The 17,112-nt window shown below is 58.9% G+C and carries 16 protein-coding genes; 1 reads left to right on the forward strand and 15 read right to left on the reverse strand.

The features are described from left to right. Positions 1 to 71 precede the first annotated feature (71 nt). From murB to ACR0AJ_RS03810, 7 genes are all read right to left on the reverse strand, one after another. Positions 72 to 1,001, reverse strand: coding sequence for a UDP-N-acetylmuramate dehydrogenase (gene murB, locus ACR0AJ_RS03780; RefSeq protein ID WP_480740124.1), 930 nt, complete (start codon positions 999 to 1,001; stop codon positions 72 to 74). A 792-nt stretch (positions 1,002 to 1,793) separates the two neighbouring features. Continuing rightward, positions 1,794 to 2,042 carry a DUF2484 family protein gene (locus ACR0AJ_RS03785; protein WP_170348045.1) on the reverse strand — a complete coding sequence of 83 codons (249 nt, stop codon included), beginning with the start codon at positions 2,040 to 2,042 and terminating at the stop codon, positions 1,794 to 1,796. Then, complete coding sequence (locus ACR0AJ_RS03790) at positions 2,039 to 2,287, reverse strand: DUF2484 family protein (RefSeq protein WP_170348044.1); 249 nt, start codon at positions 2,285 to 2,287, stop codon at positions 2,039 to 2,041. Before ACR0AJ_RS03790 ends, ACR0AJ_RS03785 begins: the two co-directional genes overlap by 4 nt. A gap of 75 nt (positions 2,288 to 2,362) precedes the next feature. Then, positions 2,363 to 3,772, reverse strand: coding sequence for a UDP-N-acetylmuramate--L-alanine ligase (gene murC, locus ACR0AJ_RS03795; RefSeq protein WP_170348043.1), 1,410 nt, complete (start codon positions 3,770 to 3,772; stop codon positions 2,363 to 2,365). Next, positions 3,769 to 4,866: a UDP-N-acetylglucosamine--N-acetylmuramyl-(pentapeptide) pyrophosphoryl-undecaprenol N-acetylglucosamine transferase gene (locus ACR0AJ_RS03800; protein WP_480646119.1), complete on the reverse strand. Its 1,098-nt coding sequence runs from the start codon at positions 4,864 to 4,866 to the stop codon at positions 3,769 to 3,771. Before ACR0AJ_RS03800 ends, murC begins: the two co-directional genes overlap by 4 nt. After that, positions 4,866 to 6,029, reverse strand: a complete 1,164-nt coding sequence (gene ftsW, locus ACR0AJ_RS03805) for a putative lipid II flippase FtsW (RefSeq protein WP_170348041.1) — start codon at positions 6,027 to 6,029, stop codon at positions 4,866 to 4,868. The genes ACR0AJ_RS03800 and ftsW overlap by 1 nt, the downstream gene beginning before the upstream one ends. A 214-nt stretch (positions 6,030 to 6,243) precedes the next feature. Beyond that, entirely contained in the window at positions 6,244 to 6,579 is a 336-nt protein-coding gene (locus ACR0AJ_RS03810; protein ID WP_170374536.1) for a cupin domain-containing protein, read from the reverse strand. 182 nt (positions 6,580 to 6,761) lie between these two features. Here ACR0AJ_RS03810 and ACR0AJ_RS03815 point away from each other — a divergent pair, with 182 nt between their 5' ends. Further along, complete coding sequence (locus ACR0AJ_RS03815; RefSeq protein WP_170577362.1) at positions 6,762 to 7,940, forward strand: BaiN/RdsA family NAD(P)/FAD-dependent oxidoreductase; 1,179 nt, start codon at positions 6,762 to 6,764, stop codon at positions 7,938 to 7,940. Here ACR0AJ_RS03815 and ACR0AJ_RS03820 read toward each other — a convergent pair. The 8 genes from ACR0AJ_RS03820 to rsmH form a co-directional block, all read right to left on the reverse strand. Continuing rightward, positions 7,937 to 8,311: a glycine zipper family protein gene (locus ACR0AJ_RS03820; RefSeq protein WP_254428516.1), complete on the reverse strand. Its 375-nt coding sequence runs from the start codon at positions 8,309 to 8,311 to the stop codon at positions 7,937 to 7,939. The genes ACR0AJ_RS03815 and ACR0AJ_RS03820 overlap by 4 nt on opposite strands. Before the next feature lie 105 nt (positions 8,312 to 8,416). After that, on the reverse strand, positions 8,417 to 9,817 hold the full coding sequence (gene murD / locus ACR0AJ_RS03825) for a UDP-N-acetylmuramoyl-L-alanine--D-glutamate ligase (RefSeq protein WP_480740127.1): 1,401 nt from the start codon (positions 9,815 to 9,817) through the stop codon (positions 8,417 to 8,419). A 150-nt stretch (positions 9,818 to 9,967) separates the two neighbouring features. After that, positions 9,968 to 11,050: a phospho-N-acetylmuramoyl-pentapeptide-transferase gene (gene mraY, locus ACR0AJ_RS03830; protein WP_170348033.1), complete on the reverse strand. Its 1,083-nt coding sequence runs from the start codon at positions 11,048 to 11,050 to the stop codon at positions 9,968 to 9,970. Between the two features lie 24 nt (positions 11,051 to 11,074). Continuing rightward, positions 11,075 to 12,469: a UDP-N-acetylmuramoyl-tripeptide--D-alanyl-D-alanine ligase gene (locus ACR0AJ_RS03835; protein WP_480740128.1), complete on the reverse strand. Its 1,395-nt coding sequence runs from the start codon at positions 12,467 to 12,469 to the stop codon at positions 11,075 to 11,077. Beyond that, the gene (locus tag ACR0AJ_RS03840) at positions 12,466 to 13,947 is read right to left on the reverse strand and encodes a UDP-N-acetylmuramoyl-L-alanyl-D-glutamate--2,6-diaminopimelate ligase (protein WP_170548053.1); all 1,482 of its coding nucleotides are present in this window, start codon (positions 13,945 to 13,947) and stop codon (positions 12,466 to 12,468) included. The genes ACR0AJ_RS03835 and ACR0AJ_RS03840 overlap by 4 nt, the downstream gene beginning before the upstream one ends. A gap of 21 nt (positions 13,948 to 13,968) precedes the next feature. Beyond that, positions 13,969 to 15,756: a peptidoglycan D,D-transpeptidase FtsI family protein gene (locus ACR0AJ_RS03845; RefSeq protein ID WP_170348030.1), complete on the reverse strand. Its 1,788-nt coding sequence runs from the start codon at positions 15,754 to 15,756 to the stop codon at positions 13,969 to 13,971. Next, positions 15,753 to 16,121, reverse strand: coding sequence for a cell division protein FtsL (gene ftsL, locus ACR0AJ_RS03850; RefSeq protein WP_170348029.1), 369 nt, complete (start codon positions 16,119 to 16,121; stop codon positions 15,753 to 15,755). Before ftsL ends, ACR0AJ_RS03845 begins: the two co-directional genes overlap by 4 nt. Then, positions 16,118 to 17,110 (reverse strand): 16S rRNA (cytosine(1402)-N(4))-methyltransferase RsmH, encoded by a 993-nt coding sequence (gene rsmH / locus ACR0AJ_RS03855; protein WP_480740305.1) that lies wholly within the window; start codon positions 17,108 to 17,110, stop codon positions 16,118 to 16,120. Before rsmH ends, ftsL begins: the two co-directional genes overlap by 4 nt. Positions 17,111 to 17,112 lie beyond the last annotated feature (2 nt).

Here is a 17,112-nt window from a genome sequence, read left to right on the forward strand (position 1 = left end):
AGTGGTCCGTACTGCGTTATGCCTTTGATCCGTCGCCTGAATTTGCCTGTTATGGTCTGACGGTTGGGGCTTTATTCTTTCAGCGGATCACCGACCCGCATGATTTCCCACTCTAGCGTGATGCCGCTTGTTTCGTAAACCTTTTTTCGCACCTCTTCGCCCAGACCTTCCAAGTCAGAAGCCGTGGCAGAGCCGGTATTGATCAGGAAATTCGAATGCTTTGGGCTCATTTGCGCCCCGCCCCGCGATGCCCCGCGCATACCGGCATCGTCGATGACTTTCCAGGCCTTGAGGTCATGCACGTCATCAGCGCGACCCGTGGACGAAAAGCCCGCCGGGTTGCGAAAGGTCGAACCGGCACTGCGGTCTTTGATGGGTTGGGTCTCGTCGCGCTTTTGCAGTTGCACCGCCATGCGAGCGTGCAATTCAGCGGGATCACCTAACGGACCCTCGAATGTAGCGGAAACCAATACCGCCCCGTCGGGCAGATCGGACTGACGGTAGCGAAAGTTCAGATCCTCTGGGCTCAGGTCCAGAACCTCACCCTGTCGCGTGACGATGGTGGCCTTGCGCAGCACATCCGCTGTGTAGCTGCCATAGCATCCCGCATTCATCCGCACAGCCCCCCCGATCGAGCCGGGAATGGTGCGCAGAAACGTCAGGTCCACACCCGCATCCGCCGCCTTGCGCGCCACATGCGCATCCAGCGCTGCCGCGCCAGCGGTGACGGTGTTGCCATCGACCGAAATACCGTTGAACCCGCGCCCAAGCCGGATCACCACCGCGCGCAACCCGCCATCCCGAACAATCAGGTTCGAACCAACACCCATTGGGAAGACGGGAACCTCAGCAGGCAAGTCGCGCAGGAAGTGCTGAAGGTCTTCGATATCTGCAGGCTGGAATAAATAATCCGCAGGCCCACCGACCCGAAGCCAGGTTAAATCATTCAAAGGTCGGTTTTCAGTGAGTTTGCCACGAGGCGCAGGAAGTGTTTGAACCATGGCTCTCTGGTAGTTCGATTCTGTTCGCTTGTCATCTATCTGGACTAAGTTTTGCATACGCTTTGACCGCTGTCGGCTACGCAAACCTGTACTGAATCCCAAAACCAACCCGGTTCCCAAAGGAAAGGCTGTGAACATAACGAAAAGATTATAGAAGTCTTCGGCCCGCCACCACATCGGCTCTAGCAATCCTACGTTGTCCGAAGCCAGAAACCCATAGGCACTGGACAAGACAAGAAACAACAAAAGATAGACGGGCCCACGAAAACGACCCCGTTTAACAAGATTGTGGGATGCCAGCCCGGACAAAAATACCGGAAGCGCCATCGCCAACACGACAGCGGCTACTACTTCAATTATCTCCAATCCGTGTCCTCATCTGAAGGTTTGGTCAAAATGGTTCAGCTGTCCTCAACCAAGCGTTTCTTTGGAGCACAGCATTTTAACCTCTTGGGTTATTACACGGGCGCAATACTGGCATCAGACTTCAACTTCCTGAGCAAAATCCGGTGCAATCCACCAGTCAAAATTCCAAGGGTAAGACCTGGCACGAATTGGACGATCACGCTCGAGGTATAAGCGACTGAAAATAGCACAACGAACCCCTCGGCGCTCTGACTGGCGTACGCGCTAACAGGGGTCCAATACCACACGGCAAACGAAACAAACAAAAATAATAGAAGATAGATCGGTCCTCTGAACTTCCCTTTAATAATAAGAATGTGTGAGGCTATCCAAATCAAAAACAGGGGCAGAAAGAATGCGAGAGTGTAAAAGACGTATTCGATCATGTCAGTGTCCAACAAGCCGTCGCACCCAACGCCCCAGATAAATCACCGGCCAGCGCAGCACCGACATGCCTGCTGCCATTACAATCAACCCGATCCACGGTCCGTTCTGAAGCGTCACGTATCCCAAAATCGGAATCCCCACCGCAATCAGGATATAGGCGCGGGTCCAGTGATTGTCTTTGCTGGGGATCATCGCCAACACATTCGCAGCAATTCCCCAAAGCGCGGCAAGGGCGATGGACAAGTTCATTTCTGAACCTCCGCACCGGTCCAACGGCGCCAGTAAAACCGGATGGGATTGCGGAACAGGGATACAAAGGCAGCGCTAGCCAACAGCCCAAACACCCAGCCATAGTCATGGCCCAGCCAGACAATCAGAGCAGGCGCAGAGATGAATAACACAACTCCAGGCGGGAACTGCAGACGCATCGGCAACATGGCCACAATCGTCGAGGCCACGACCCACAAGGCTGCAAACATTACCGAATATGCCATATGCCCCTCCGAGGACATCCCGTCTGCGATTGCGACGTCACACTTTATAGTTGCAATAGGCGAGAGTCCATTGCCTCAGACCACCTGTTTTTGCTGCAATCGAGCGGGCAATCCGTTGGCCCAGGCACTGATCGTACCAGCCCCCAGGCAGACGACCATATCTCCGGGACGCGCCTGTTCGCGAACCAGACGTTCAAGATCGCCCTCGTCCAGCAATGCGCGGGCGTGTCGATGGCCGTGGCGGATCAGGCCCTGCACAAGATCATCGCGGGATGCACCCTTGATCGGGTCCTCTCCGGCGGCAAATATGTCAGCGATGGCAACGACATCGGCGTCGTTGAAACACGTGCAGAAATCATCAAACAGGTTGGACAGGCGGGAATACCGGTGCGGCTGATGCACGGCGATGACCCGTCCCTCGGTGGCCTGACGGGCAGCTTTCAGCACAGCAGCAATTTCCACAGGGTGATGGCCGTAATCGTCAATGATGGTGACCCCATCAACCTCACCCACCTTGGTAAAGCGGCGGTTCACGCCACCGAAATTGGCCAGCGCATCACGAATTTCCGAGGTCTTCATGCCCAGGTGCCGGGCCACTGCCGCCGCAGACAAGGCATTCGAGACATTGTGATCACCGGGCATCGGCAAGGTACAGCCTTCGATCACCGTGTCTTCGTATTGCAGGTGGATGTCGAAATGCGCGATGCCGCCTTTGTAAGTCAGGTTAACTGCACGTACATCGGCCTGCGCATTGAAGCCATAGGTCCGCACGCGCCGGTCAGTGATGCGGCCAACCAGCGTCTGCACCTCGGCATGATCGGTGCAGCACACGGCCAGACCGTAGAAAGGCAAGTTCGACACGAACTCGTAGAAACCGTCGCGCAATTTGTCGAAGTCGCCCCAGTGTTCCATATGCTCGGGGTCGATATTGGTAACAATGGCAATGGTCGCAGGTAGACGGTTGAACGAGCCGTCGGATTCGTCGGCCTCGACCACCATCCATTCGCCCTGTCCCATCCGCGCGTTGGAGCCATAGGCGTGGATGATCCCACCATTGATCACCGTCGGGTCGAAATCACCGGCCACCATCAACTCGGCCATCATGGTGGTGGTGGTTGTTTTGCCGTGGGTTCCGGCAATCGCGATGTTGGACTTCAGGCGCATCAATTCGGCCAGCATGTCAGCCCGGCGTACAACCGGCAGTCCGCGCGCGCGGGCACCGTCCAATTCCGGGTTGCCCGGTTTGATCGCGGTCGACACCACTACTACGGCGGCGTTTTCCAGGTTCTCGGCGCGTTGGCCGACAAAAATCTCGCCCCCCAAGCTGGCCAGACGGTCAGTGATTTTCGAGGCCTTCAGGTCCGACCCCTGCACCCGGTAGCCAAGGTTCAGCAGCACCTCGGCAATGCCCGACATCCCGATCCCGCCGATCCCTACGAAATGGATCGGCCCTACATCTTGCGGCAGTTTGGTTGCAGGATTCATGCGGTCTCCTTCTGCGCCAGTTGCTCGACAAGGGCCGTCAGACGCTCGGTTGCGTCCGGAGCTCCGGTCGAAAGGGCGGCATGGGCCATTTTTTGCGCGGCTTCAGGGTTAGTCAGAACTGCGGTGATTTGCTCGGTCAGCGAGGAAACGTCAAGGGCGTTTTCAGGAATCATGATCGCCCCACCCGCCTGTACCAGCCCGCGCGCATTGGCGGTCTGGTGGTCGCCAGCGGCAGCCGCAAACGGGATCAGGATCGAGGGTCGCCCGATGACCGAAATATCGGCAACGCTTGACGCCCCCGAGCGCGAGATAACCAACTGTGCATCCGACATGCGGCGGGGAACGTCGTGAAAAAACGGTTTGACCTCGGCACGGATTCCATGGTCGGCGTAGAACGCCGTGACCCGTTCGCCATCTTCGTCACGTGCCTGATGGGCAACGCGGATTTGGCCGCGCAGCAATTCGGGCAAAGCTGCAATCGCGCCGGGCACCACATCGCTGAGGATGCGCGCGCCCTGCGATCCCCCCATCACCAGGATCGACATCGGGTAATCTCCGGGCGGAATGTAACCCGCCGCCGCGCGTTCAAGAACGGCGGCCCGAACCGGATTGCCAGTATGGATGCCCTTTGCCCCCTCGGGCAGATTCGTGGGCCAAATACCGCAAGCTACCTGAGACACGCGGGTCGCAAACAACTGGTTTACCCGTCCCAGAATACCGTTCTGTTCATGGATCATGCGCGGGATTTTCAACATCGTCGCCGCGCCGAGCGCCGGGATCGAGGGGTAACCGCCAAATCCCACAACCACATCCGGCCGGTCGCGCATCATCTGCAATGACATGCTGGTCACGCCACCCGCAATCTTGGGTCCGACCAGCGCCTTTGCGGCCAAACCACCACGCGCGAAAGTGGCCGAGGACGCCTCGACAATTTCGGTCGAGTGCGGGAAGCCACTGGTATACCGTGCGCCGCGCGTATCGGTAGACAGGCGCACGCGCCAACCTTTTTGCAGCATCGCCTCAGCCAGCGCTTGTGCCGGGAACATGTGCCCCCCGGTGCCGCCAGCTGCAATCAGAAGGTAGGGTTTGTTCATTAACCTCGTCCGCGCAGTATATCGCCAAGCTCGCCCTGTGGGCGGGTGCGGGTGAAGGCCAACAACATGCCAACCGCGATGCCGCCCGCAATCAGGGATGAACCACCATAACTGACAAACGGCAGCGTCATGCCTTTGGCGGGCAACAGCCGCACCGCAACGCCCATATTGATCATCGCCTGCACACCGAACATGCAGGCCAGACCGGTGCCTGCCAGACGGATGAACATGTCCCGCTCGCGCATCAACCGCAGCAGCGAGCGTACAACGATGATCGAATAGAGCGCGATGATGATCAGCACCAGGATCAGGCCGTATTCCTCAGCCGCGACAGCGATGATAAAATCGGTATGCGCATCGGGCAGCGACCATTTCACCTGCCCCTCGCCCACGCCAACACCGAACAATCCACCTTCGCGAATGGCGTTGGTGGCATAGCCCAGCTGCGTGGTCGGATCGACCTCTTGGTTCAGGAACCCGTCGATGCGGCGGGCAAAGTGTTCCGAGTTCGAATAGGCCAGCATACCGCCAAGCACGACCGCCCCGGCCATACCCAGCAGAAGCAGCATAGGTGCCCCTGCCACAAAATACATCACGCCCCAGCCAAACAGGATCAGACAGGCTTGACCGAAATCAGGTTGCAACACCAGCATGCCAACGATGGCCATGCACAGCGCAAAGGACCACAACCGCCCCGGAGGACCGTTGATTTCCTGCGACGCGGCCAGCAACCATGCGGCCACGACAATAAAGCCGGGCTTAAGAAACTCGGATGGCTGCATCGAGGCAAAGCCCAGCGAATACCAACGCACCGCCCCCTTGCCGAAATCGGTGCCAAAGACCGGCAGAAACGCCAGCGCCACAAACGACGCAAGAAAGCCCAGCACTGCCAGACGCCGCACCAGTGTCGGGGACATCATCGAGGTCAGCAGCATCGCAACCAGAGCCAGCCCGCCAAAGATCGCCTGCCGTTCGACATAGTGGAACGGGTCAAACCCGTTGCGCCCGGCCAACGGCGGCGACGAGGCCAGCCCCAGCAACAGCCCAATGACAAACAGGATCAGCACACAGGACATGGTCCAGCGATCAATCGTCCGCCACCACTTTGGTAGAATCGGTTCTCCGCGCTGGTCCTGGACCGCGCCATACACCATCTCAGTCATGAGATACCGCCACTTACTGCCTCGTTCACGCCCCGTTTTCGGGATCTGATTGAGAGTCTACAGACATTTTTGCGTTTGGGCTAGCGGAATGAGCGGGTATGCGGAAAACGGCCCGTCAGTGGCGGTGACCTTAGCAATTGGACAAACGGCCCCAATCCCATCGCGGTGTCAAAGGGGCTGAATAATGCCCGCGCAGGACAGCGCAGAATTTACGTCACTCTTTGATTGGATACCGATCCGGCTCTTCAAACACGTCGATCACACGGGTCCCGGCCTTGATCTGCCCACCGTGTTCCACCCCGGCCGGAATCGAATAGCTGTCACCGGGACGGTAGGTTTTGGTAACTCCTCCGATAGTCAGCTCGACCTCACCTTCGATGACCGTTCCCCATTGGGCCCCATGTGAATGCAATGGAAGCTCCATATCCTGAAGAAACGTAAAAAACGCCGCGAGGCCGGCGTCAGATCTTATGACCGCCGTCTGCACGACATCCTCGGGGAAAGGCACGTCCAATTTGGGAAATGCAGTAATAAAGTCCGGAAATCGCATCGATTTATCCTTTTTTGAAAACGCGCGTCAAAAGGGCAGCATGTCAGCGCGTTGGGCAGCTTGCAATCTGTATTTCTACTGACCAAAACGCCTCACGATGCAATGACCCATGAAGTCTTTTGCAGTGCGCCGAAACCGCGCTGGCTCTTGCCTTCCTTCCAATTCCACGCCATGCGCAGCCCATGACATATGACACGATCATCCTCGGTGCCGGTGCAGCCGGTATGATGTGCGCGATCCATTGCGGTGGGCGCGTTCTGGTGATCGATCATGCCAAAGCGGCCGGAGAGAAAATTCGCATCTCAGGTGGCGGGCGTTGCAATTTCACCAACATGTACGCCGGGCCGGGCAATTTTCTGTCGCAAAACCCGCATTTCTGCAAGTCGGCCTTGGCGCGATACACGCAATGGGATTTCGTTGATCTGGTCGGGCGCCACGATATCGCGTGGCATGAAAAAACCCTTGGCCAATTGTTCTGCGACGGGTCCTCGAAACAGATCATTCAGATGCTGTTGACCGAGATGGAGCGCGCCGGGGCCAATCTGTGGGTGCGTACCGAGTTGAAAGATTTGCGCAAGATCGAGGCCGGTTTCGCGCTGGAGGTCGAGCGCGAAGGGCAGCGCCTCAGCCTGACTTGCACCAATCTGGTTCTGGCAACGGGCGGTAAGTCGATCCCCAAGATGGGTGCAACCGGCTTGGCCTATGATATCGCCCGCCAGTTCGGTCTGCGGATCACCGACACACGCGCAGCATTGGTGCCGTTCACCTTCTCGGACGGGAAATTCAAGGACCTTTCCGGCGTGTCCCTGCCGGCACGCCTGTCAAACGAGCGCATCAGCTTTGACGAGGCGCTGCTGTTCACCCATCGCGGCCTCAGCGGGCCATCGGTGCTGCAATTGTCTTCTTATTGGCGCGAGGGTGAGGCGATCCGGGTCAACCTGATACCCGATCTTCCCCTTTTCGACCTGCTGCGCGATCAGCGGCAAAGCGGGGGCCGCAAGGCCCTGACCACTGAACTTGCCCGCCACTTGCCAACGCGGCTGGTGGAGTACCTAAGCCTGCATATTCCGATGCAGGGCAACCTGGCCGACCAATCCGACGCGGCACTGACCGATTTGATTACGGCCCTGTCCAATTGGCCATTGACCCCTTCGGGCACCGAAGGTTATCGCACCGCCGAGGTCACCCTGGGCGGGATCGATACTGATGATCTGTCGTCAAAAACGATGGAGGCCAGGGATGTCCCCGGCCTCTATGCGATTGGCGAAGCGGTGGATGTCACTGGTTGGCTGGGCGGCTACAATTTCCAATGGGCGTGGTCCTCGGGCCACGCTGCTGGAGTTGCAATCGCAACCCGTTAGCCGACGACGTTATAGCCACGTCCGCGCATACAGTTGCGCACGATGACTTCTTTATTCTGGTTCTTGTTGATCACGTCCGCACCGGCACCGACCAGAGCGCCAGCGACCGCTGCACGACCCAGATTGTCGCTGCTGTCCTGAACGATCCCGGTAACCGCAGCCGCACCTGCCGCGCCGATTGCGGCGTTCCCGGCGGTGGAGCCATCAACGCTGGCTTGCGATGCAGCCAGCTGTTGGCATTGCTGCAGATCCACGTTGTAGTTCGGGCCAATCGGGCCATCGACAATCGGCTGATAATTGGCACCAACATTCGTGCAGGCACCAGCTACCAAAACGGCGGGTAGGATCAGAGAAAACTTACGGTATGGCATAGTCATTACCTCGTGTTGAATTTGCCCGGAGCCAAACGTAATTGTCACGGCGCGTCAAGCTGATAGCACTGTAGCTTGGCCCAACTGGCGGTCTATTGCAAATGACTATCCCGCCAACCGCTGCCGAACCTGTTCAGCGAAGTCCTCTCCCCGCTGTTCAAAATTGTTATACTGATCGAAACTTGCCGCTGCAGGGGCCAGCAGCACCGTCTCTCCCGGTTGCGCATCTGACATAGCCTGCGCCACGGCTTCCGCCATTGTGGTGCAGACCTGCGCCTCGGCTTCAAGTTGAAGCGCGAAATTGGCAGCTTCGCGCCCGATCACATAAGCCTTGAGCACCTGATCCGCAGCGCCGTTCAACGCTGAAAGACCACCCTCTTTTTCCAGCCCCCCACAAATCCACCGGATCTTTTTAAACGCGCTCAACGCCTTCAGCGCGCTGTCTACATTAGTGGCCTTGGAATCGTTCACATAGGTCACGCCGTCCACTTCGGCGATAATCTGGCTGCGATGCGGCAAGCCGGGATAGCTGTGCAGCGCATCCTCAATTACGCGCGGCGCCAGCCCCAACGCGCGGCAGGCAGCATAGGCGGCACAAGCGTTCTGATGGTTATGAACGCCGGGCAGGCCCTTGATCTGACGCAGGTCGATTGACCCAGCCTGCCGCCCCTTGCGGTACTCCGACAAGAACCCCTTGCGTGCAAAGACCTGCCACCCCGGCCCGGTCAGTTTGCGCGCCACCGAGACACGGATGACCCGGTCGTCAGTCGGCCCTTCGGACAGCTGGCCCGCCAGAAACGCGCCTTCGTTTTCATCCACACCGATCACTGCGCGATCCGGTCCGCCCTCGGCAAATAACCGGCGTTTGGCTGCGAAATAGCCCCCCATCCCGCCATGCCGATCCAGATGATCAGGCGAGAGGTTGGTGAACACCGCCACATCCGGCGTCAATGCGCGGGCCAGATCGGTCTGATAGCTGGACAACTCCAACACAACCACCGACCCGTCTCCACCCGGATCAATATCCAGCACCCCGCGCCCAATATTCCCTGCCAGCTGTGCCTCGCGCCCGGCTTCGGTCAGGACGTGATGAATCAATGCTGCAGTGGTTGACTTCCCGTTTGACCCGGTCACCGCAATAACGCGAGGCGGGGTGTCATAGTTGTTCCATTCCGACCCGGCAAAGGATCGGAAGAACAGCCCAATATCGTTGTCCACCGGCACTCCGGCGTCCAGCGCAGCAGCCACAATCGGGTTCGGTTCGGGATAGAGATGCGGAATTCCCGGCGACACGATCAGCGACGCGATGTCGTCAAACGCCCCGTGGCGGTGCAAATCGGCGCAAGTGAAACCTTCTGCCTCGGCTGTTTCGCGAGCGGCGGGATTGTCATCCCAACAGACAGGCTCAGCCTTACCTGCCCGCAATGCACGGGCCGTGGCCAGACCCGATCGGCCAAGCCCCAGAACCGCAACCTTTTGCCCTGAAAACCCTTTGACCGGGATCATGCCGCCCACCTTCTTCTGACGTCCAATTGGCCGTCACACTGCACAGAAGAAAACTCTATTGGCAAGGGCAACAAAAGGCTCGCGCGTCAGCGCGAGCCGGGCTCAACAGGTGGCAGGTGGACCGCAGGTCCGCCGAACCTGGCGGGAGCGTTACCGGACTTTCAAAGTCGCCAGACCAATCATCGCCAGGATCAGCGAGATGATCCAGAACCGGATCACAATGGTCGGCTCGGCCCACCCCTTTTTCTCATAGTGGTGATGGATTGGTGCCATCAGAAACACGCGGCGACCGGTGCGTTTGAAGTACAAAACCTGAATAATCACACTCAGCGCTTCCACAACGAAAAGCCCACCGACAACGGCCAGTACCAGCTCGTGCTTAGTGGCCACCGCAATCGCGCCAAGCGCGCCGCCCAAAGCCAGCGATCCGGTATCGCCCATGAATACGGCCGCAGGCGGAGCGTTATACCACAGAAACCCAAGCCCCGCGCCAAACAGTGCCGAGGTAAAGATGAAAATCTCCCCCGTACCCGGCACATAATGCACGTCCAGATATTCGGTAAAGTCGACCCGCCCGACCGCATAAGCAATTACACCCAAGGTCGAGGCTGCAATCATCGCAGGCATGATTGCCAAGCCATCCAAGCCATCAGTCAGGTTCACAGCGTTGGCCGCCCCCACAATCACAACAATTGCAAAGGGGATGTAAAAAACTCCCAAATTGACCAGCGTATCCTTGAAGACCGGCACGGCCAGCTGGTTCTGCAGCGCCTCGGGATGATGCAGGGTGGCCCAAAGCGAAGCCAGAACCGCGATGATCACCCCCAGCGCCATTCTCATCTTTCCAGACACACCCTTAGTGTTCTGCTTGGACACCTTGGCATAGTCATCTGCAAAACCGATTGCCGCATAAGCCAGCGTCACAAACAACACCATCCAGACATAAGGATTGTCCCACCGCGCCCAGACCAGCGTTGAGGTCACCAGCGCACCAACGATCAGCAACCCGCCCATGGTTGGCGTGCCAGCCTTGGAAAAATGCCCCTCAGGACCGTCGTCTCGGATTGGCTGACCTTTACCCTGTTTCCTGCGCAATACGTTGATCAGCGGCTTGCCGAAGATAAAGCCAAAGATCAACGCGGTCAGAAAGGCTCCGCCCGCACGGAAGGTGATATAGCGGAAGAGGTTAAAGAAATCCCCCCCATCCGACAGGGCGGTCAACCAATAGAGCATGTCAAAACCTTTCTCATGCGGAGGTCATGGGTCAAGCGCGCTCCCTTGCCCCATTTTCCGCAAACCGTCAACAATCTGAGCCAGCGCCATGCTCAGCGAGCCTTTGGCCAGAACCGTATCGCCTGCCCGGATCAAATCCGGCAGATGCGCGGCCATTTCGGTGCTTGTTTCACTCCACAACCCGCGCTTGCCCTCGGGCAGCGCTGCATGCAGAGCCTTCATCAACGGACCGATACAGTGAACCTGATCGACCTGCGCCATTGCCGCGACATCCGCCATTCCGGAATGCATGGCGATTTCCTGCGTGCCCAACTCTTTCATATCACCCAAAAAAGCGACCCGGCGTGTGCCCTCGGCCGCAGCCAGCACATCCAACGCTGCCTCCATCGAAGTAGGATTGGCATTATAACTGTCATCCAACAGCTCAATCTGCCCGCCCGCCGCCAGCGGCAGCACCTCGCGCACGCCCCGCCCTTTGACCGGAGACCATTGGCGCAGACCTGCGATGGCTTCATCAAGATCAACACCCATTTCAACACAGGCCGCCAATGCACCCAACGCATTCATGGCAAAATGCGTTCCAGCCGATTGCACGTCATAGGTGATGGTGGCATCCCCAACCGCAGCTTCCGCACGCACCGAGTCGCCTCCTTGCGAGACATCATTCAATGCGTAATCTGCAGCCTTACGGCCAAAACCAACGATACCGGCCCCGTAGTCCTGCGCGATCTGACGCAAAATTTCTGCGTGTTCGATATCTGCATTTACGATGGCCACTCCGCCGGGCTCGAGCCCTTCGAAGATCGCGGCTTTTTCCTGAGCGATACCCGCAACCGAATCGAACGCCTCAAGATGGACCGCCGCAACTGTCGTCACCAACGCCACATGCGGGCGTGCCTGACGCGCCAACGGGGCAATCTCTCCGGGGTGGTTCATGCCGATCTCGATCACGGCGAATTCAATGTCGCGCCCCATTCGAGCCAGCGTCAGAGGAACGCCCCAATGGTTGTTATAGCTGGCCACGCTGGCGTGGGTTTTTCCCTGCTTTTCCAATATGGTCGCCAGCATTTCCTTGGTCGAGGTCTTTCCGACGCTGCCGGTAACACCCACTACGCGCGCGTCAGTTCGGGCGCGGCCTGCTTGCCCCAATGCCTCTAACCCGGTCTGAACATCATCGACTATCAACAGCGGGGCGTCTTTCGGAACACCTTCGGGAATGCGCGACACCAATGCAGCACCCGCACCTTTTTCCAACGCCTGCGCCACAAAATCATGCCCGTCACGCTCGGCTTTGAGAGCAACGAACAAGTCGCCCGGCTGAATGGTCCTGGTGTCGATCGATACGCCATTTACCATCCAATCGGTCGTGGCGCGCCCTCCGGTGGCCTCGGCCGCCTCGGCTGCTGTCCAAAGCGTCATGCCACCCTCCCGTCCAGCGCGGCCACACTGATACTGGCCTGTTCCACATCATCAAACGGCAACACCTGATCACCGACGATTTGCCCAGTCTCATGGCCTTTTCCGGCGATCAACAGCGCGTCACCGGGTTGCAGAGCGTCAATGCCGCGCAGGATAGCTTCGGCCCTATCGCCCACTTCGGTGGCCTCCGGCGCACCCAGCAGAACAGCGGCGCGGATCGTGGCCGGGTCCTCGCTGCGTGGGTTGTCGTCGGTGACAAAGACAAGATCCGCATGATCGGCGGCTGCCTTACCCATCAGCGGGCGCTTGGTGGCATCCCGATCCCCACCCGCGCCGACAATGGCGATCAAGCGACCCATGACATGCGGCCGCATCGCCTTGAGCGCCGTTGCCACCGCGTCCGGCGTATGGGCGTAATCGACAAATACCGCCGCGCCGTTGTCACGGGTCGCAGCCAGCTGCATTCGGCCCCGAACGGTTGTCAGGTGCGGCAAGGTTTCGAACACACGCTCGGGCTCTTCCCCGGCAGCGATAACCAACCCGCAGGCCAGCAGGATATTCTCGGCCTGAAACCCTCCGATCAGGTTCAGACGGGTTTGGAGTACCTTCCCTTGCCACGAGAACCGCAAATCCTGCCCCGTCGCGTCAAAGCGCTGACCGATCAGACACAGATCGGCATCGCCCAGCCCGACAGTCAATACACTTTGACCCCGCGCTTCGGCAATTTTGCGAACCTCGACACCTTTTGGGTCGCTCATGTTGATTACCACGGTGCCGTCCTGTGGCAACACACGATCGAACAATCCCGCCTTGGCGGCGAAATAGGCCTCGAAGGTTTCGTGATAGTCCAGGTGATCCTGCGTGAAATTCGAAAAGCCCGCAGCGGCCAGATGCACGCCATCCAGACGCCGTTGTTCGAGCCCGTGCGAAGACGCCTCCATCGCGGCATGGGTCACGCCGTTTTCCGCAGCTTCGGCCAAACAGCGGTGCAAGGTAATCGGCTCGGGCGTGGTATGCGCCAGCGGTGCGGTCCACGCACCCTCAACCCCTGTTGTTCCAAGATTGACGGCGGCCAGTCCAAGCTCCATCCAAATCTGGCGTACAAAGGTGGCCACGGACGTTTTTCCGTTTGTCCCGGTGACAGCCACGATGTGCTGCGGCTGGGCCCCAAACCAAAGCGCGGCACATCCGGCCAGCGCTTGACGGGGGTCTTCAACCACGATCAAAGCAGCGTCCGATGCGGCCAGTTCCTCCGCCGCTAATTCAGCGCCTTCGGCATCCGTCAGGATCGCAGCGGCCCCCATACGCAGGGCGAATTGTATGAACTCTCCACCATGTACGCGGGTGCCGGGAAGCGCAGCGAACAGATAGCCATCCTTCACCTCACGGCTGTCAACGGCCAGTCCGGTAATGTCGGGATTCGCCCCGCCCCGCGCAGTCAGGGCCAGTTGGCTAAGTGTTTTCGTCCTTGTGCCCATGACCCACCTCTGCTGGACAGCCTAATTTGAGGTCAGGGTTATAGCAGCGCGCGCCTCAGGCTCAAGCCGGGGACGCAACCCAAGTAGCGGGGCAATCCGTCCGATCAGCTCGGCAGCCACGGGAACTGCCGTCCAACCCGCCGTCCGCCGCTTTTCGCCGTAGGCCACGATGGACGGTTCATCCAGAGTGACGATCAACACATATTTCGGATCATAGGCCGGGAAGATCGTCGCGAACGTCGCGATTACCTTTTCATCATAATACCCACCGCGCGGCTTGGGCTTATCCGCCGTGCCGGTCTTACCCGCCACGTCATAGCCTGCAACATCACCAAAGCTGGCAGTGCCATCTGTCACCACACGGCGCAGCATGTTCTGCGCCTGTTTCGCGGCGCTTTCGGACATGACTCGCGGCCCGTATTGAGCACCATTTTTGCGCAGAATGGTCGGGCTGACATAATGCCCGCCATTGGCTATCGCTGCATATCCGGCTGCGAGATGCATCGGGCTGGTCGATAGGCCATGACCGTAAGAAATGGTCACCGTACTCAGCTCGCCCCATTTCTTGGGCTTGAGCGGTTCACCGCCTGCGGCCTCGACAATTTCAAAGGGGGTGGGTTCGAACATGCCCAGCGCCTCAAGGAAATCCTGCTGACGACGCGACCCAATCTGCAAGGCCAATCGGCCCGTGCCACGGTTCGAGCTGTGGACGATCACATCCGCAACGCTGATCTTACCATAGTTCTTGCCGTTGAACTCACCAATCGGGAACCGCCCGATCCGCATCGGACCAGAGGTGTCGATGATTGTCTCAGAATTCACTAACCCCAACTGAACAGCCTGCGCGGCAGTAAAGATTTTGAATACCGAGCCCAGCTCATAAACGCCCTGCACATAGCGATTGAACAATGGGCTGTCCGACGGATCAAATCCCGAGGTTGGCGGGCGCGGACGGTCGTTCGGATCGAAGGACGGCAGCGACGCGGCCGAGATGACCTCGCCCGTGTGTGCGTTCATCAGCACCGCCGAGGCCCCTTTGGCGTTCATGATCTTCATGCCGCCATACAAAACCTGCTCAACCGCCGCTTGAATGGTCAGGTCCAGCGAAAGTTGCAGCGGCTTGTTGCCGTTGGCCGGGTCACGCAGATAATCGTCGAATTGCTTCTCGACCCCCGCCACGCCGATAACTTCGGCGGCGCTGACGCCTTCGCGGCCAAAGCCCGAACCACCCAGAATATGCGCGGCCAGACGCCCGTTCGGATATAACCGCATCTCGCGCGGGCCAAATAAGATGCCGGGATCGCCGATATCATGCACCGCCTGTTTCTGTTCCGGTGAGATACGTTTCTTGATCCACAGGAACTTGCGATTACCGGTGAAATCCTTGACCAGACGCTCTTTTTCCAGATCAGGGAAGATCGCCACCAGCTGATCTGCAGCGGCGACTGGGTCGATCATTGCAGGCGGCTGGGCATAGACAGAATAGGTGTCCAGATTGGTTGCCAGAATGCGCCCTTCACGGTCAACGATATTGGCGCGCTGCATCGCAATCGCAGCACCGGGGGCGCTTGCCAGCGGCTCTTGTGCCTCGGACGTCGCAAGCATGCCCATTCGGACCCCTACCACCGAGAAAGCGCAGAAGAAGAACAGGCCCAGTACCAGCAAACGCCCTTCGGCGCGGGCACGGGCGCGATCTTTCATGTCTTCGTGACGCTGACGGATGTTTTCCCGCTCGATCGCCTTTGGGTTTTCCCCGCGGGCGCGGGCGTCAAGAACACGGGCCAGGGGGCGCAGAGGGGTACGGGTCATGGGATCTGCACCTCTCCCAGCGCCTGAGTACTGGTGATGGCCTGCAACTCGACCGGGTCGACGATAGGCAGGTCCGGGTCCTCGGCGTAAGAAATCTGATCAGCGCGTCCGAATTGTTCGGCGCGCAGCGGCAACAGGCCCAGACGTTCAAAGTTCAGGTCGGCCAATTCACGCAGCCGGTCGGGACGGTTCAGGTAAGCCCATTCGGCGTTCAAAACGGCCAGCCGCACCTGCGCCATGCCAATCTCGCGCTGTAGCTTCTGTGTTTCCTTCACCACTTGCTGGGTGCGGTAATTCTCTTGATACGCCCAAAGCGCCAGTCCGAACACAGCCAGAGCAGTCAACACATACAAAACACTCTTCATTTTGCCCTTCCCCCCAGTTGCGGCATCCCAACGGCGCGGGCATCAATTTCCCCTGCCGGAGCCTCAGTCCGTACCGCCACACGCAGCTTGGCCGAGCGCGCACGCGGATTTTCCTGCAATTCCTGTTCATCCGGACCCACAGCTTTGCGGGTCTTTAGCGTGAACTGCGGCAGTTCTTGTTCCATTTCAGGTGCATAGCGATTGGCACGCCCGGTCTTGCCTGCGCGGGACTGAAAGAACCTTTTGACCATCCGATCCTCGATGGAATGGAAAGTCACAACAGCCAGTTGCCCGCCTGGCTTCAACGCGCGTTCGGCAGCCATAAGCCCCTGAAACAGCTCTTCATATTCCGCGTTCACTGCAATCCGCAGCCCCTGAAAGCTGCGCGTTGCCGGGTGCGACTGCCCCGGTTTGGGGCGCGGCAAGCAAGATTCGATGATCTGAACCAGACGCAGGGTCGTCGTAATCGGCTCATCCGCCCGCGCTTTCACAATCGCCTTAGCGATCCGTCGGCTGGCGCGTTCTTCACCATAGTGGAACAGAATATCGGCCAGTTGGGCCTCGGTCGCCGTGTTCACCAGATCGGCGGCGCTCTCACCCTCCTGGCTCATTCGCATGTCCAGCGGGCCGTCCTTCATGAAGGAAAAGCCACGCTCGGCCTGATCCAACTGCATGGATGAGACGCCGAGGTCCAGCACCACGCCATCCAGATCTTGCGCGTATTCATCCATGCGGGAAAACACCCCGGGCTGCATAACCAACCGGTCGCCATAGCCACCCGCCCAGTCTGCCGCCATCGCAAAGGCCAACGGATCACGGTCCACGCCAATGACTTTGTCAGCCCCGGCCTCCAGTAGGCCACGTGTATAACCACCCGCCCCAAACGTCCCATCCAGCCAAGCACCGGACACCGGCGCCACAGCGGCCAGCAATGGGCGCAGCAGAACAGGGATATGAGGTTTGTCGGAAGGGGTGTCAGCGCCGGCCATGC

The organism is Ruegeria sp. CJ9 (assembly GCF_056536625.1).

Coding starts and splice junctions, on each gene's coding strand:
- murB (WP_480740124.1), bottom strand. CDS start 1,001: ATGGTTCAAACACTTCCTGCGCCTCGTGGCAAACTCACTGAAAACCGA.
- ACR0AJ_RS03785 (WP_170348045.1), bottom strand. CDS start 2,042: ATGAACTTGTCCATCGCCCTTGCCGCGCTTTGGGGAATTGCTGCGAAT.
- ACR0AJ_RS03790 (WP_170348044.1), bottom strand. CDS start 2,287: ATGGCATATTCGGTAATGTTTGCAGCCTTGTGGGTCGTGGCCTCGACG.
- murC (WP_170348043.1), bottom strand. CDS start 3,772: ATGAATCCTGCAACCAAACTGCCGCAAGATGTAGGGCCGATCCATTTC.
- ACR0AJ_RS03800 (WP_480646119.1), bottom strand. CDS start 4,866: ATGAACAAACCCTACCTTCTGATTGCAGCTGGCGGCACCGGGGGGCAC.
- ftsW (WP_170348041.1), bottom strand. CDS start 6,029: ATGACTGAGATGGTGTATGGCGCGGTCCAGGACCAGCGCGGAGAACCG.
- ACR0AJ_RS03810 (WP_170374536.1), bottom strand. CDS start 6,579: ATGCGATTTCCGGACTTTATTACTGCATTTCCCAAATTGGACGTGCCT.
- ACR0AJ_RS03815 (WP_170577362.1), top strand. CDS start 6,762: ATGACATATGACACGATCATCCTCGGTGCCGGTGCAGCCGGTATGATG.
- ACR0AJ_RS03820 (WP_254428516.1), bottom strand. CDS start 8,311: ATGCCATACCGTAAGTTTTCTCTGATCCTACCCGCCGTTTTGGTAGCT.
- murD (WP_480740127.1), bottom strand. CDS start 9,817: ATGATCCCGGTCAAAGGGTTTTCAGGGCAAAAGGTTGCGGTTCTGGGG.
- mraY (WP_170348033.1), bottom strand. CDS start 11,050: ATGCTCTATTGGTTGACCGCCCTGTCGGATGGGGGGGATTTCTTTAAC.
- ACR0AJ_RS03835 (WP_480740128.1), bottom strand. CDS start 12,469: ATGACGCTTTGGACAGCAGCCGAGGCGGCCGAGGCCACCGGAGGGCGC.
- ACR0AJ_RS03840 (WP_170548053.1), bottom strand. CDS start 13,947: ATGGGCACAAGGACGAAAACACTTAGCCAACTGGCCCTGACTGCGCGG.
- ACR0AJ_RS03845 (WP_170348030.1), bottom strand. CDS start 15,756: ATGACCCGTACCCCTCTGCGCCCCCTGGCCCGTGTTCTTGACGCCCGC.
- ftsL (WP_170348029.1), bottom strand. CDS start 16,121: ATGAAGAGTGTTTTGTATGTGTTGACTGCTCTGGCTGTGTTCGGACTG.
- rsmH (WP_480740305.1), bottom strand. CDS start 17,110: ATGGCCGGCGCTGACACCCCTTCCGACAAACCTCATATCCCTGTTCTG.